Annotated in this window: 11 protein-coding genes; 8 read left to right on the plus strand and 3 right to left on the minus strand. The window is 45.0% G+C overall.

Going from position 1 to position 14730, the window contains the following annotated elements; translation table 11 throughout:
• Positions 1 to 12: 12 nt before the first annotated feature.
• From B160_RS0115395 to B160_RS0115405, 3 genes are all read right to left on the minus strand, one after another.
• A complete protein-coding gene (locus tag B160_RS0115395; RefSeq protein ID WP_245562229.1) occupies positions 13 to 1470 on the minus strand; it encodes a RagB/SusD family nutrient uptake outer membrane protein in 1458 nt (485 codons plus the stop codon).
• A 65-nt stretch (positions 1471 to 1535) separates the two neighbouring features.
• On the minus strand, positions 1536 to 4793 hold the full coding sequence (locus tag B160_RS0115400; protein ID WP_018628828.1) for a SusC/RagA family TonB-linked outer membrane protein: 3258 nt from the start codon (positions 4791 to 4793) through the stop codon (positions 1536 to 1538).
• 17 nt (positions 4794 to 4810) lie between these two features.
• Entirely contained in the window at positions 4811 to 7057 is a 2247-nt protein-coding gene (locus B160_RS0115405) for a fasciclin domain-containing protein (protein WP_040679929.1), read from the minus strand.
• A gap of 327 nt (positions 7058 to 7384) precedes the next feature.
• Between B160_RS0115405 and B160_RS0115410 the strand changes: the two genes are divergently transcribed.
• The 8 genes from B160_RS0115410 (at position 7385) to B160_RS0115455 (ending at position 14417) form a co-directional block, all read left to right on the plus strand.
• Positions 7385 to 8521: a glycoside hydrolase family 88/105 protein gene (locus B160_RS0115410; protein ID WP_018628830.1), complete on the plus strand. Its 1137-nt coding sequence runs from the start codon at positions 7385 to 7387 to the stop codon at positions 8519 to 8521.
• Positions 8522 to 8655: 134 nt separating this feature from the next.
• The gene (locus B160_RS31705) at positions 8656 to 8871 is read left to right on the plus strand and encodes a hypothetical protein (RefSeq protein ID WP_018628831.1); all 216 of its coding nucleotides are present in this window, start codon (positions 8656 to 8658) and stop codon (positions 8869 to 8871) included.
• A 742-nt stretch (positions 8872 to 9613) separates the two neighbouring features.
• Positions 9614 to 10330, plus strand: coding sequence for an RHS repeat domain-containing protein (locus B160_RS29285; protein WP_018628833.1), 717 nt, complete (start codon positions 9614 to 9616; stop codon positions 10328 to 10330).
• Positions 10324 to 10998: a hypothetical protein gene (locus tag B160_RS0115430; RefSeq protein WP_018628834.1), complete on the plus strand. Its 675-nt coding sequence runs from the start codon at positions 10324 to 10326 to the stop codon at positions 10996 to 10998. Before B160_RS29285 ends, B160_RS0115430 begins: the two co-directional genes overlap by 7 nt.
• 28 nt (positions 10999 to 11026) lie before the next feature.
• On the plus strand, positions 11027 to 11899 hold the full coding sequence (locus tag B160_RS0115435; protein ID WP_211218083.1) for a beta propeller repeat protein: 873 nt from the start codon (positions 11027 to 11029) through the stop codon (positions 11897 to 11899).
• 281 nt (positions 11900 to 12180) lie between these two features.
• Positions 12181 to 12321, plus strand: coding sequence for a hypothetical protein (locus tag B160_RS31710; RefSeq protein WP_018628836.1), 141 nt, complete (start codon positions 12181 to 12183; stop codon positions 12319 to 12321).
• A gap of 78 nt (positions 12322 to 12399) precedes the next feature.
• Positions 12400 to 13503: an RHS repeat domain-containing protein gene (locus tag B160_RS30720; protein WP_018628837.1), complete on the plus strand. Its 1104-nt coding sequence runs from the start codon at positions 12400 to 12402 to the stop codon at positions 13501 to 13503.
• Between the two features lie 179 nt (positions 13504 to 13682).
• The gene (locus B160_RS0115455; protein WP_018628839.1) at positions 13683 to 14417 is read left to right on the plus strand and encodes a hypothetical protein; all 735 of its coding nucleotides are present in this window, start codon (positions 13683 to 13685) and stop codon (positions 14415 to 14417) included.
• Positions 14418 to 14730 lie beyond the last annotated feature (313 nt).

Here is a 14730-nt window from a genome sequence, read left to right on the forward strand (position 1 = left end):
TCTCTCGAGTTTTTATTGATAAAAAGGATTTTGAACCAATTGTTTGTTTGTTTGCAATTCGTATATGTAAACCGGGAAGTAGTGACTGTTGTGATCAAGCATTTTTGCCTGTACGGTGCGCACCGAATTGGCCGGCACCAGGCTGGATACAAAATCCTGCAGGTAGGCAATATTCTGATAGTCGTTCTTTTTCGCATAGCGTAAAACATCGTACCAGCGCTTTCCTTCGAATGCGAATTCGCGCGCACGTTCATCCAGTATAAATAAGGATAGCTGGTCGATGTTGTTTACATCGGGCGCATTGTTGGTGGTTTCGGGGGCTCCGGCCCTTTGCCGGATCAGGGTTACCAGGTCCAGCGCCTCCTGGCCTTTCCCGGGGAGTTGCGCCAATGCTTCTGCTTTCATCAGCAGTACATCGGCATAGCGGTAAAAGAACCAATGGGTATAAGATCCGTCGGCACTGATCATGTCGGTGGCATTGTTGCCGATGTATTTCCATATCACATTGTCCTGCGCCCGCACGGAAGCCCCGTCGGACCGGATGTCTAAAGCATTGGTGAAGAGATTGATCTCCGTAGTATAGATCTGGTCCATTACTTTATTGGAGGCTTCAAACCTGCGGGTGCCCGTGCCCAGCATGCTGTAAAAGACATTTAGCTTTTGCTGGTCGAATTCAATTTCAAAAATGCTTTCGGCAGAGTTTCCATTGCGGAACAGGGTAGTGAACCATGCCGAGCTATTGGCGATGAGCCCGAATTTTTTGGAATTGATGACTTTATCACAGGCGGCAACCGCTTCCGGATATTTTTCCATCCATAAATAAACATCGGCCTGTATGGTATTGATCGTGTACCGGGTAATGCGTCCCTTATCGGTAGCCTGGTTCCCATAGGAAAGCACCGCCATCGGTTCGGCTTCGTTAAGGTCTTTTAATACCTGGGCGAGCACTTCCTGCCGGCTGCTTTTGGCTATTTGCATGATCTCCTCATCGCTTGATGTGGAAATGAGCTTCAGCGGCACTTCGCCGAAACTTCTTGCAAGGTAAAAGTACATAAGGGCGCGGATGGTTTTGACCTCTGCCAGGTAACCGTTCAGCAGATCCTGTGTAAAGGTTTTGTCCTTATCGAGCACGGAAGGGGCGTAGTCTAAAACGGTATTGCAGTAATTAATGATCTTATACACCGGCCGCCAATCTGTAATGGTATTGGTGGCCTGCGTATTTACATTCATGATCTCGAGGTCCGCGGCTGTTGTTCCCAGAGCGGCCGTCAGCAGGTCTCCCCGCAGCTCGCCCCAGGTAAACAAGGTTTCTGCAAGGCTCTTGCCGCCGTTGGGGTCGCCCATTAAGGCGGCGTAACAGCCGATGACTGCGGCCCGCACCTGCTCTTTGGTTTGCCAGAAATTGTTCCGGATAATGCCATCGGATGGTTTCAGATCGAACTTTTTAGAGCACCCGGTGAAAATGCCCATGATTGCGGTTATGATTGCGATTTGATAGATGCTGTTTAAACGCATAGCTGCTTTTTTATTCAGGATTAAAAGGAAGCGGTAAGTCCCAACGTGAATAATCTGACGGGCGGCGTCATTGAATTATCCGTGGCTACCCGGAAGGGATCGGACCCCCGTACACTTACCTCCGGATCCTGGCCGGTGTATTTTGTGAACGTTACTATATTTTCTGCCGTTAGATAGGCGCTTAAATTTTTTATATTGGCTTCGTCGAGGAAGGATCTTTTAAACAGATAGCGCAATGTGACGGTTCTGAATCGCAGGAAGGACCCGTCTTCCACATAACGCGATGACCCCAGCCAGTTGTACCCCGATTGGTAAAGTGCCCGGGGAATGTCCGTCACATCGCCTTCTTTTCTCCAACGCCGCAGCACGGCGGTGCTTTGGTTATCGTAGCCATACATATTGGTACTGTTCATCTCCGTACCGTTGATGATCTGGTACCCCGTTCTGAAATTAAAGAAGGTGGAGAGCTTCCATTGGCCGCCATAACCGATATTCAGCCCGAAACCGCCGGTTATGGCCGGGTTGCTGTTGCCCAGGTACACAATGTCGCGATAGTCGATCGTCCCATCATGGTTCACGTCTTCATACATCGCATCACCGGGCTGAAAGGTATAGTCGACCGCGGGGTAGTTGAAACGCGTATATACCTGTTCGCCGTTAGGCCGTACGATGACCTTCCCGCTGGCATCTCTTGCCAGGGTGGCGTCGTTGTCTTTATAAACGCCGAGGTATTTAAAGCCATAGAAGGAACCAAAAGGGTTATCGACCTGCATATAGGTTTTATAAACGCCATTGGTGGTGATATTCCCTTTTTCGACTGGGTAGTACTCTGATATTTCGCGGATCATATTGATGTTGCGGGCAATGTTAAATGTAAAATCAACCTGCCAGGGCCCCTTTTTGTACGGTTGTGTCTGCAGGGTAATTTCCCATCCCTGGTTATCCATGGTGCCTACATTCATATTTACCGAATTGAAGCCGTTAATGGAGGCGATCTGCAGGCCGTTAAAGAACAGGTCCTTGGTACGGTTGCGGTAAATTTCGGCGTCTATGAACAGCCGGTTCTTAAACATGGCCAGGCTGAAGCCCAGGTTGGTGCCGATAACGGTTTCCCATTTCAGGTTCCGCAGCTCCATATTGGAGGGATATATTCCCGATTCCCCCATAAAGCTCCAGTCGAAATTATCGTACACATTGTAGTAGCTGTAATCTTTTCTGGGGGCATTACCGCTGCGTCCGTAACTGAGGCGCAGGCTCAGGTCATCTATTTTTTTCACATGGGCCAGGAACTTTTCCCCCGAGATCCTCCACCGGCCTGATATGGATGGGAACAGGCCATAACGGTTGTTTGGCGCCAGCCTTGACGTAACATCCCCCCGCAGACCGGCATTGATAATGTATTTATCCAGGTAGCTGTATTGCCCGTTGATCAGCGCGCTGGAATTTGCCGTTTGAGAAGTGCCGGATCCCAGGGAGGATTGTGCGCCGTTGACCCGCGAAGGGATCGACGGATCCTGCAGGCCGGAGGAGGCCGTATTGGAAGTGCGCGCCTGGTAAGAAACATTTTTGGCATCATAGGTCATCACATTCAGAAGGCCCACAAAGCTGTGATCGGTGTTTTTAAATTCCGGGGTCCAGACCAGTGATGATTTGGTCTGCACATTGAAGTTGTCGTTGTCGCCGTCATAAGCCATGTTCACATAGGCATTGGTCCATTCCAGGCCGGTGGCCACCTGGGGCAGGAAGCTTTTGCTTTTGGTGCTGCTGATATCAAACTGCACGTCCACTGTAGCCGTAAGCCGTCTTGGAACGATCTGGTATTGCATGTTGAACTTAGGGGTTACCCTTTCTGTTACCACATTGTTCACTGCGGCTTCGGCCAAAGCTACCGGGTTGTATGTTTTGCTGTACCGGCCCTGTATGTTCGATTCGGGCGAGAAGTACACCGGGGTAAGATTCCCGAATTCATCGAACTGGTAAATGCTCATATTGGGCATTTTTATATAGGCCACACTGCGCACGCCATCGGAATAATTCCTGTTGTTGTCCGAATGTGCATAGGAAAGATCGGTCCGGATGCGGATCCTGTCGGACACGTTGTAGTCGAGGTTGATGCGGCTGCTGATGCGTTTTAAGTCGGTTCCTGTGGTGATGCCCTGCTGATCGAGGTAACCCATGGATACATAGTACATGGCTTTTGAGCCGCCGCCGGTCAATGATACGTTATGATCCTGTGTATAGCCCTTCCGGGAAATGGCATCCACCCAGTTGGTATTATTGCTGTAATTGTAATAATAGTAGGGATCATTGGGGTCGTACTTGAATTCATTAACGGTTTGTGTATTTAACGGGATCCCGTTCCGGTTCATATAGGCCTCGGGTATCAGGTCAGAGTACTGTGCGCCGCTGAGCATCGGGATAGGCTTTGCCCTGGGAGAAAAGGAGCCTTTGAATGTGTAGGATATATTGGGCCGGCCCCTTTGCCCGCGCTTGGTGGTAATGACCAGTACCCCGTTGGCAGCCCTGGATCCCCAGATGGCGGTAGCCGCGGCATCCTTGAGGATGGTGATCTCCCGGATGTCGGTTGGGGCGATATTTAACAGGGAAGCATAGCCCTGTTCATCTGCTGTGCCAAAGTTAAAGTCGGAAGGTATCTGCGTTTCGTAGGGCATGCCGTCCACGACGATCAGGGGATCATTGGAGGAGTTGATGGAAGAGGTGCCCCGGATGCGGATCTGCAAACCGGCGCCCGGATCACCGGAATTGGCCGCAATATCCACACCGGCAAGGCGGCCCTGCAGCGCCTGGTCGATGGATGTAGCCTGCATTTCCTCCATTTCTTTGGCATTGATATGGGCGAGGGCAAGCGTTGAGCTCCTGTCGGGGACCGGCAGCATCCCATTATCGGATTTATGCGTGGATACCACGATCACTTCATCCATTTCCTTGCTGCTGCCTTCCAGCCGGATGTTGTAAATGCGGCGCGTGTTGATGGCCAGCTCCTCCTGGCTTTTATAGCCGATCGCTGAAAAGGAGATCCGGTGCTTTACATCATCGACGGTTAATGCAAAATTACCTTCGATATCGGTGGTGGTGCCCCGTACCGTTCTTTTTTCATCGTCCGTTTCCGAAACGGATACATCCTTTACGGGGCTGCCATTCCTGTCCGTTACTTTTCCTTTTAATACAATGGCGTTCTGGGCGTACGTTGTACTGAATTGAGAAAGCAGGGTGAAGCATAAACAGGCCGTTATTATTTTTTTCATCACGATTCCCATAGCAAAAATTAAGTGTATTACTGGTCGTTATATTTGAGATAATTGTCTATCAGGTGAATGACACAGCGGTTGGAAAGATTATTGCTTTGTGCCATGATCACATGGGCGGTCCTTCCATAATCATCGAGGATGTTCATGGCATTTTTATAGTTCTCTACCCGTACTTTAAGCGTGGTGCCAATACTGTTTTTAAGATAGGTATCGTACATCGCCGCATCCGTATTCCCGTCCGGCACGGCGGTATGTGTGGCCAGTATATGATAGTATAAAAATTTACGCACTTTTTCAACGTCGGCAGGCGCGGAGGGTTTGAAGTTGGGTGCGCCGGTGCTTGAAACCCTGGGAAGCAGGCCGTCGTCTACGGCTTGCTGGATGGCGGCATTGGTAGGTACAAAGAGCGTGCTATAGCCGGTAAGCCCTACGATCTGGTTGGTGGTCTGGCTGAACACTCCCGCGGCATTGCGCATCAGCTGCCAGAAATAATTGAAATCGGAAGCAACGGCGTCGCCCAGGTTGCCTAAATGGTACCCGATGCCGTTTTCGGAATATAAAGGAATGTTATCAAGATAGTAGACCTTGCCGTTGGCCGAGGTTTTTACGCTGTCTACGGTTGCCTCCAGCCCGGCATCTTCCAGCCCGGCGGTCACTATTTTATAGTTATTGAACTTAATGTATTCACCTTCCCCGTCCGCATCGCCGGACTTTACAACAGCGCTGCCGGAAAGATCGTCGGTTTCGGGTTTGTAATTTCCAAAGAATACGCAGGTCCGTATGATCCGGTCGAGCCGGTCCGGTACACCGTTGGTGCTCCCTTTATACAGGAACTGGGACTGGTTCGAATTATACGTGAAACCGGCAGCCAGGAATACGGCATCAGGTACCAGGAAGATGTTTACCGGTATATTTGATTTTGCGATCAAAAATTTTAACCCCGAAGTGTTGAACAGCCTTGTCATAAACGTGTACCGGGGATTTAAATAGCCCTCTCCGTAAACCGTGCTGAAGATATCGGCCTGCTCAATCTTATTGGTTCCGTAGAAGATGCCGTTGCTCAGGATCTTTTTTTCAATGACATCTGTATGAAGATCGAACCGGGCCGGTTCAGAGAATGTGTTCACCGTGGACGCAAATTTGGAAGGCCATACCGCAGTGGGGAACATATGGGCGTTTAAGAAATCGGCGATGATGCTTACCGGAACACTATCAAGGGACGGGTAGTATTTCAATAATGTGTTTTTCAGGTAAGCGTCGGTCGCCGCATTGTTGGGGGCGAACATCGTCCAGCAGTCCTTTTGACCATCATTGTCGCCGATCTTCAAAAAATTTTCATTATTAGGCGCATAGGCCAGTAGCGGAGAGTACACTTTTACATACACCTGGTTACCGCTTCCGGTCAATACCTGGTATCGTTTGGTGACCTCTTCATTATAAATGAACTGTACAGTATTGTTGATGAACAGGCGGTTGAGCATTGCCCTGAAGCTGCTGTATTCCGGCCGGGTCCGGATGTACTCATCAATGCTTTGCAGGGGGGTAATGACCTTGTCGATCTCATGGATCACGCCGTTTTCAGCCGGGATATCCGCGGTGACCACTTTTGCCTGGGCCACATTAAAACCGGTGTATTGGGAATTGGGGTAAAAGTAGTTGTAATCTGCAGCAGACAGGTTGGCCCTGGACATATAATCCTCTGTAAAATAGGTCAGGTATTTATTGTTGTAGTCAGCCGAAACATAGTTGCCGGTGAGTGAACCGGCCGTATTATTCCGGTTGGTGGCAATGGCCATGACCGGTCCGGTGGCCGAAGTATCTTTATAAAAACCCGTATAGTATGCGGTCCTCCGGCGAAAAGCGGTTGACAGGGTCCACCCGGTATTGTTTTCACTGGCCTGGTAATCGTCCAGCCGGTCTTTTTGGAAGGCATTGTACACCAGCATGTATTGCACCATTGCGCGGGCGGTAGGGGCGTCGATGGCGGCAATGTCTGTAATTTTGTTATCGGTCAGGTAGGTTTCGAACGCGGCATCATTGGGGGCGAACAGGGTCCAGTAGCCGGCGCCGGATTCCAGGGTTTCCCTGTAGCCGCTTTTGTCGATCAATGCGAGCAGGTGGTTAAAATTTCCCTTTCCTGCCAGTTGCTGATAGATGGGGGGCGGCAATGTTCCGGGGCGTCCGTAAAAAGCATCCCATTCCTTTTTTCTGCAGCTTACCGCTAACAGCGCCGGGAGCAATAAAAACAGAAGCAGGCTTTTCGTTTTAATCATATACGGTAAAATGTGGTATAAATTGTAATCGATTGCAAAAGATAGTTGCAACAAAACCCCTATGCTTGCGGACCGGGAGGGCTCGTAAATGGTCGGGGGATGATTTGCAGTCAACTTTTTTGTTTCATAAGACTATTTTTTGACAACCGTTGATGCGAATATAGGTTCGTGCGTACAATAAACTGTCCTGCTCCATCCTTTTCCGGCCGGTTTTTTTATGCAAACGTTTCCGTAAATTTTTAGCGCCTGCAAAAGAACGGTTTATCACCGGGCGGCGAATAGCCGCTATCTTTGAGCCGTTAATGAAATTGTCTAAAAATTCTTGCCATGAAGCGATTTAAGTATTTAATTGTATTCCTGACACTTTTTTTGAATATTTCCGCGGCGGCGGCACAGGGGCTTCCGTCAAAGAAGCAGGTGCTGGCGGTGCTCCGGCTTACCAATGATTATTTCATGAAGAAGTGGCCCGACACGGGCAAACCGATCGTTACCAATAAAACGCGCCCCAGCAATATATGGACGAGGGCTGTTTATTACGAGGGGCTGATGGCGTTGTATGGCATTGACCGGCGGAAGCGCTATTATGACTATGCGGCAGACTGGGGCGAAAAACACCGGTGGGGACTGCGCAGCGGTGTTGGTACAAAGAATGCAGACGATCAGTGCTGCGGCCAGACCTATATTGATCTTTACCTTATTGATAAAAAAGAAGAGCGCATCCGGGATATTAAAGCCAGTATAGACGGGATGGTTGCAGCAGCCGACAACAGCGCCTGGAGCTGGATCGATGCGCTGCAGATGGCGATGCCCGTTTTTGCAAGACTGGGTGTGCTGTATAAGGACCCTGCTTATTTTGACAAAATGTACCGGATCTATGCCTATACAAAAACGCAGCATGGCGGTAACGGGCTGTACAACAAGGCGGATCATTTATGGTGGCGGGATAAGGATTTTGTTCCTCCTTATAAGGAGCCCAACGGTGAAGATTGCTATTGGAGCCGCGGAAACGGATGGGTGCTGGCGGCCCTGGTGCGGGTGCTGGAACTGTTGCCCGCGGGCGACCCGCATTATAAGGAATACCTGCAGGATTATAAAGACATGGCGGCAGCGCTGTTAAAGATACAACAGCCGGATGGCTTATGGCCCGTAAGCCTGCACGATCCGTCCCATTTCGGAGGAAAAGAGATCTCCGGCAGTTCCCTGTTCGTTTATGGATTTGCCTGGGGGGTGCGGAAGGGGATCCTGGACCGGGATACTTTCTTGCCGGCCATTGCCCGAGCCTGGAACACCATGGTCAAAGATGCGGTACACAAGAACGGCTTCCTGGGTTATGTGCAGGGAACCGGCAAGGAGCCGAAGGATGGCCAGCCGGTAACCTACAACAGCGTTCCGGATTTTGAGGACTACGGCCTGGGTTGTTTTTTGCTGGCGGGAAGCGAAGTGTACCGGTTGGGGGAAAAGTAAAGGCCGGGTGCGCGGCCGTTGTCCCATTTTTAAAGTGGGACAAGAAAACCGGTACAGTCTGGCAGGAGCTAGCCGGCAATGCTTCGCAGTATCAAGGGGTATTGGTGCATGGCAACCGGTTTCGACCATGAAAAATGGCGGGTGCATACCAAATTGAAACGCCAAACGGGACTCAAGGGAAAAGATATATTGATGTGCAAGGAACAAATCCCAAAACTGGTGAAGTAGAGTCAGTGCAAGTAGGTAGGGTAAACAAAAATGGGACTCCAGTAAAAAGAGAAAGAGAAGCTTTAGATGATATTGAAAACGCGACAAAGCAGCGACCTAGGTTCGTTCCATACAATAATTGATAATTCACAAATAAGTTGCAGAAATGAAGTCAAAGCAAATTAATTTCTTTTTATCGAAAGAAGATATGTATGAAGTAGATCGTTTTTTTCTCAGAACGACTGTTTAATTTTAAAAAGAGAAATTCAAGATCCTAGATATCTTTCTAATTACGATGTTCTTGCTAATCCCGACAAAATATTTCAAGTTTATCTAAGCAAGGATGAGTTTAAAAACAAACTTTTTTTGATAATATTAAATTAAAAGAGCATTACTATATAAATATTCTTAAAAGTTACTGTATCGAATTTTCGATTGGAGGATTTTATCCTTACAGTTGTACGGAATTTCATTCGAGCCGATTTTACTTTATTTTTGAATACTATCGTGATGGGGCTCTTATTCACAAAGATGAAGAGTTTACCAGCTGGGCAAATCATCTACTTAAAAGCTTTAAGGCTCGCTTTTTAAGAAAAGCTTTAAACTATTCGAAAGATCCTCTTTCCTTGAAGTTTATCGATTGGATAAAAAACAATAATGCGAAAATAACAATTGATGGAACTAAGTTTATTATCCCCGCTCTTTGAAGCATGTTGCTACTCATAATGGTGCTGTATGAGGCTTGTAGCCTCACATGATTATATTGTAGCCGTTGGCTATAAAATGCGCAGCACCAAATAACAGTATCTGCGATTACAATAATACTGTTCAAACCAGCTAACCTACACCTGCCGGCCAGCAATAAGCTGGCCCGGGTAACGGATAATGCCGGTGCTACGCGCGCGCGCATGCCCTGGGGATTTTAACGACGGTACCAATAGCGGGGATGACTATGCCTATGATGTAAACGGTAATCTTACCAAAGATGCAAACAAGGACATCAGCAGTATTGCGTATAATATCTTAGATTTACCAAAGGAAATAACGGTAACCGGCAAGGGAACGATTGTTTATCAATATGACGCGGCGGGTAACAAACTGAGCAAAACGGTCAATGAGACCGGTCAGCCGCAAAAGACCACCACCTATTTGGGTGGAATGATCTTTGAAAATGATGTGCTGCAGCATATAGCAATGGAGGAGGGGCGCATACGCCCAGACGGGAGTGGCGGCGTTATTTATGACTATTTTCTGAAGGATCATTTAGGCAATATCCGGATGATGCTGCAAGGGAATGGCACTTTGCTGGAAGAAACGCACTATTATGCCTTCGGGCTTACCATGAAGGGCATTTCCACTCAGCAAACCAGCTCTTCCTTACAAAATAAAATCCTTTACAATGGTAAAGAACTACAGCGGGACATAGGATTCGATCAGTATGATTATAGTGCACGTTATTATGATGCCCAGATCGGTAAATGGCTTCAGCAAGATCCATTGGGGGAAAAGTATTTTAGTATGAATCCTTATAGCTACGCATTGAATAATCCAATTAGCTTGTTAGATTTGGATGGTAGGGATGCAACTATTATTTTTTGTTGAATGAAAAAGGAGCTGTTGTAAGGATAATAGTAAATTCAACCATATATATAAAAGGTGGTAGCGAAGAAGAACGCAAAAAATATATTGACGCAGCAAATGATTATTTAGTCAATCACAATAATTTTGATGATGCTAAGTCTTCTGTCAATCTAACGTTTGATATTAAATATAAAGATGGAACAGGAAGATCTACACGTAATCTTAAAGAAGGAGAGAATATGTTTGATATTGCTGGAGGTAGCGCAGCCACTGGAAGATGGGATGAGATTAGTAAACAATATGTAACGGGAGTTTACGGACATATTCAGAAAGGAATGATTGATGAAGAATTGATGGGGAATACAATTTTCCATGAATCGCTACATTTATTAGGATTGACCGATCGTTATGATGAGGTGGGATATAAAAAGGATAAAGATGGCGACGGTCTGAAGGACCGGAAAACCAAACCGCATGATGGTTTTATTTTCGATATGATGGGTGCTTTTCATTACGGAAAATGGCAGAAATTTAGTAATGTGCATAGAAAAAACTATAGGAATTACTTAGAAACAATTAGAAAGACCAAGCCTGAATTGATCAGGCAAACTAGACAAAATGAGTACCAGTTTTTATTGAAATATAGAGTTGATTTGGATGCGAATCAGGAATTGATAACGCCTAAATAATCGAATTGTGTATAAAAGGCTCATTAGTTTGTTTATTTTATTTGGAATGCTTTTTCAGGGGCAGAATTGTATGGCGTCTGTGTTTGGCAGGGAAGGTGTTGCTTATGGAATTTTAAAACGCCCATTTTCCTACTTATTTGCAAGAGACTTCGATTTTAGTTATGTACCTGATTCTGCTAGCATCCGCGATTTGCTGCCTCTTAAGGATGGATTTCTCATTGCAATGTTAGGAAACGGACACGGATTGATTAGTTCAGCCGACCAAGGTGATAGCTGGTCAAAATATGGAGATGATAGTATTTATTTTAGACAATTTATCATTGACGATAATAATGTTATTTGGGGGCTTGATTATTCTAGGGATTATGCATATTTGTATAGATCCTTCGATACCGGGAAAACCTGGCATTTCTTTAAGCTTGATATATCAAAAATGTTCCCTATAAAAATTATTTCAAAGTACTATGAGCCGCTGAAAGTGGTAACAATCAATAGAAATATTTACAAGCTAAAAGGCGATAGCCCTTTGGACAATTGGTTATTAGTAGGGCGCGATGACAGTCTTCTTTTTTTAGAGGGATTGGTAAGTGCCAACTTTGTAGTAAGGAACAAAACAATATATAAGAAAAGATCTGAAGAGGAATGCGACTCAATATTTCAGATTAAAGAGTTTGAACCATTAGATATTCTGGCAAAAGATGATACGTTGTTTGTTTCGGGAACTGATCATAGACAAAGTAGTGTTTTTGGATATTTTTTAAATGGTAAATTACATAGGATCGAGATAAAAGAGCCATACGCATTGCTTGGTATTCGTTTGGATGCCAGGGGCAGAATTTGGGCGTTTGGGGACAAAGGCATTTATCTATATGAAGATGGCAGGTTGGTCAGAAAATACTAAGTGCTAAGCCAATTATGCTCTTCGATGCATGTACCCCCGCTCTTCGAAGCATGTTGCTGCTCATAATGGCGCTGTATGAGGCTTGTAGCCTCACACGATTATATTGTAGCCTTTGGCTATAAAATGCGCAGTACCCAATAGCAGTATCTGGATTACAATAATACTGTTCAAACCAGCTAACCTACACCTGCCAGCCAGAAAACAATAAGCTGGCCCGGGTAACGGATAATGCTGGTGATACGCGTGCGCATAACCTGGGCGATTTTAATGATGGCGGTAATGTGGATGATGACTATACGTATGATGTAAACGGCAACCTGACACTTGATAAAAACAAGAACATCAGCAATATTGCGTATAATATCTTAGATTTACCAAAGGAAATAACGGTAACCGGCAAGGGAACGATTGTTTATCAATAGGACGCGGCGGGTAACAAACTGAGCAAAACGGTCAATGAGACCGGTCAGCCGCAAAAGACCACCACCTATTTGGGTGGAATGATCTTTGAAAATGATGTGCTGCAGCATATAGCTACAGAAGAGGGGCGTGTGCGTCCGAATGGCAGTGGAGGAGTGGTGTATGATTATTTTTTGAAGGATCATTTAGGCAATACACGGATGCTGCTGCAAGAGAATGGTGCTCTGTTGGAAGAAACACACTACTATCCGTTCGGGTTGACGCAAAAAGGTATATCCTACACGAATCCAATCCCATCACTACAGAACAAGGACAAAACGTTCCAGGGGCAGAAATTCGATGATGATCTGGGGCTGAACTATTACAGTTTTAAGTACCGTAATCATGATCCGCAGATCGGGAGGTTCATAGAAATAGATCCGCTGGCGAATGACTATGTGTATAATTCGCCTTATGCGTTTAGTGAAAACGCTGTGACAGGAGATGTTGAGTTAGAAGGGTTAGAAAGAGTAAGCGCACGGTATATGGATCCCTATTATTACGCGCAACAGCGGAGGTCCTACCAACAAGTTAATAGTTATGTGCCAAATGCGTCGTCTTACCGGCGTACTTCAACGTATACATCAAATGCATATAATACCGCTACAACAGATGCTGATATTTATGTTCCCCGAACATCATCTACGGATCCAACTATTACAAAGGGTAATTTGAGAGGAGAGGCCGCTACCTATACTCTTCAGACGTTAGATGCGGTATATGATCAAGTAAAGTCAATTAAAGTTACAACAGATAATATCCATAGTAAAAATCTTGCGGGAGGAGAAGAGTTTTCAAGTAAGGTTTCGGGTGTGGAAATAACATTCAATAGTTCAGAAGCCGAGAAGGCATTTAATACAGCCACAGCAAATTATAACAATAAAGTCGGCCAAATTGAGGCGGATGCCACTAGTGCGCTTAAAGCAATGCCAGCCTACCCGGAAAAAGGGACCGCTGGTGAGCAACTTAAATGGTCCATGCAAGCAAATAGTATAGAGGCAGGGAAAAATTTAAAGATTTTATCATTAGGGTTGTCTCCGGTACAGCAAGTATTAAATAAAACAAACTCTAAGGACTATAAACTGCAAAAAACGGAAACCAGGGATATTCCGGAAATTAGAGCAACACGAAATCGATCTTTTTAGTAAAAATGGGAAAGATAAAGAGAGATAAGAAAAAGGATGATATTAATCAGATACCTCCACTAATGAAGTATATCCTTTGGGTAGCGATTGTTTTACTTATACTTTATTTTATTTTTTTTTGGAAATATGTTCCAAGAACAACATTTCCGTCTTATCGGCCTAAATAATGGAATTGCCAAATGTTTAATTTTTTGTTTAACAAAAAAGGGAATAACCCGATTGATACTGAAACAGAGAAGTGGATGAATCAAGCTTTTAGCTGGCTGATTAAGCAGTTCGGTGAAAGTGATTTAAAGTCCAAAGATGTTTTAACTCCTGATCAGAAATATTTTCCTATACGATATGACGGTACAATGTCTTCTTTGCAGGCAACCGCAGTAATTGTTGCTTCTCAAATGGGAATAGATGTAAAGGAAATAAACCTGCAGGTTTATGAGAATAATATACATGAGCTCGGGCGTTCTTTATGGACAAATGTTGAGAAAGAGCAATCTGAAGCTTTATCACAGGGTTTGTATTTTGATAAGAATGAAAGTGGATATTATGATATACTTGTCGAAAAATCGAATTTAGATGATCCCGAAAATCTTGTTGCTACTTTAGCTCATGAGTTCAGTCATATTAAAATATTAGGAGAACACCGTTTGGAGCTTAATGACGAAAGCTTAACTGATTTAGCTACTGTTGTTTTTGGCTTGGGCATCTTTAATGCGAATGCGGCATTTAAGGAAATTAAATCAATAGATGGGTATGGCTATAAAACTGCGGGTTATTTGACCCAAAAAGAGTGGGGCTATGCTTTGGCTTTATATGCTATTTTTAGAGGAGAGTCTAGTCCTGAGTGGGTTCAATATCTAAATAAAAATATTAAATCAGATTTTGAGAAAAGTATTCTTTGGCTAATGCTATATTAACAAATAAAACGGGTAATGATAAGGTGTATTTGCAGGTAACTTATCCGCATGACCTTAAAATCAAAGTAGCTAATGGTACAACCAATCACCTACAAAAAGTAAAATAATGAAGGCGAAAAAGATCTTAATAGGACTATTGACAGGTGTTTTTCTTTTATTTGTCCTGTTTTTTTTAGTTATAAATATAGTTGATCTTGTGAATGTTTTTAAACATAGTGGCGAGTACCCGTTTGAAAGTGCCTTTTTCTCAAAATACTCCATATATAGATCAAGAAATACCTATATTTTATTTCAATTAATATCTGTTTTTTTT

Source organism: Niabella aurantiaca DSM 17617 (assembly GCF_000374125.1).
GTDB lineage: Bacteria > Bacteroidota > Bacteroidia > Chitinophagales > Chitinophagaceae > Niabella > Niabella aurantiaca.

What these genes read in the sequence shown, in the direction of transcription:
- B160_RS0115395 (WP_245562229.1), bottom strand. Translation starts at nt 1,470, where the DNA reads ATGGGCATTTTCACCGGGTGCTCTAAAAAGTTCGATCTGAAACCATCC.
- B160_RS0115400 (WP_018628828.1), bottom strand. Translation starts at nt 4,793, where the DNA reads ATGGGAATCGTGATGAAAAAAATAATAACGGCCTGTTTATGCTTCACC.
- B160_RS0115405 (WP_040679929.1), bottom strand. Translation starts at nt 7,057, where the DNA reads ATGATTAAAACGAAAAGCCTGCTTCTGTTTTTATTGCTCCCGGCGCTG.
- B160_RS0115410 (WP_018628830.1), top strand. Translation starts at nt 7,385, where the DNA reads ATGAAGCGATTTAAGTATTTAATTGTATTCCTGACACTTTTTTTGAAT.
- B160_RS31705 (WP_018628831.1), top strand. Translation starts at nt 8,656, where the DNA reads ATGGCGGGTGCATACCAAATTGAAACGCCAAACGGGACTCAAGGGAAA.
- B160_RS29285 (WP_018628833.1), top strand. Translation starts at nt 9,614, where the DNA reads ATGCCGGTGCTACGCGCGCGCGCATGCCCTGGGGATTTTAACGACGGT.
- B160_RS30720 (WP_018628837.1), top strand. Translation starts at nt 12,400, where the DNA reads ATGATCTTTGAAAATGATGTGCTGCAGCATATAGCTACAGAAGAGGGG.
- B160_RS0115455 (WP_018628839.1), top strand. Translation starts at nt 13,683, where the DNA reads ATGTTTAATTTTTTGTTTAACAAAAAAGGGAATAACCCGATTGATACT.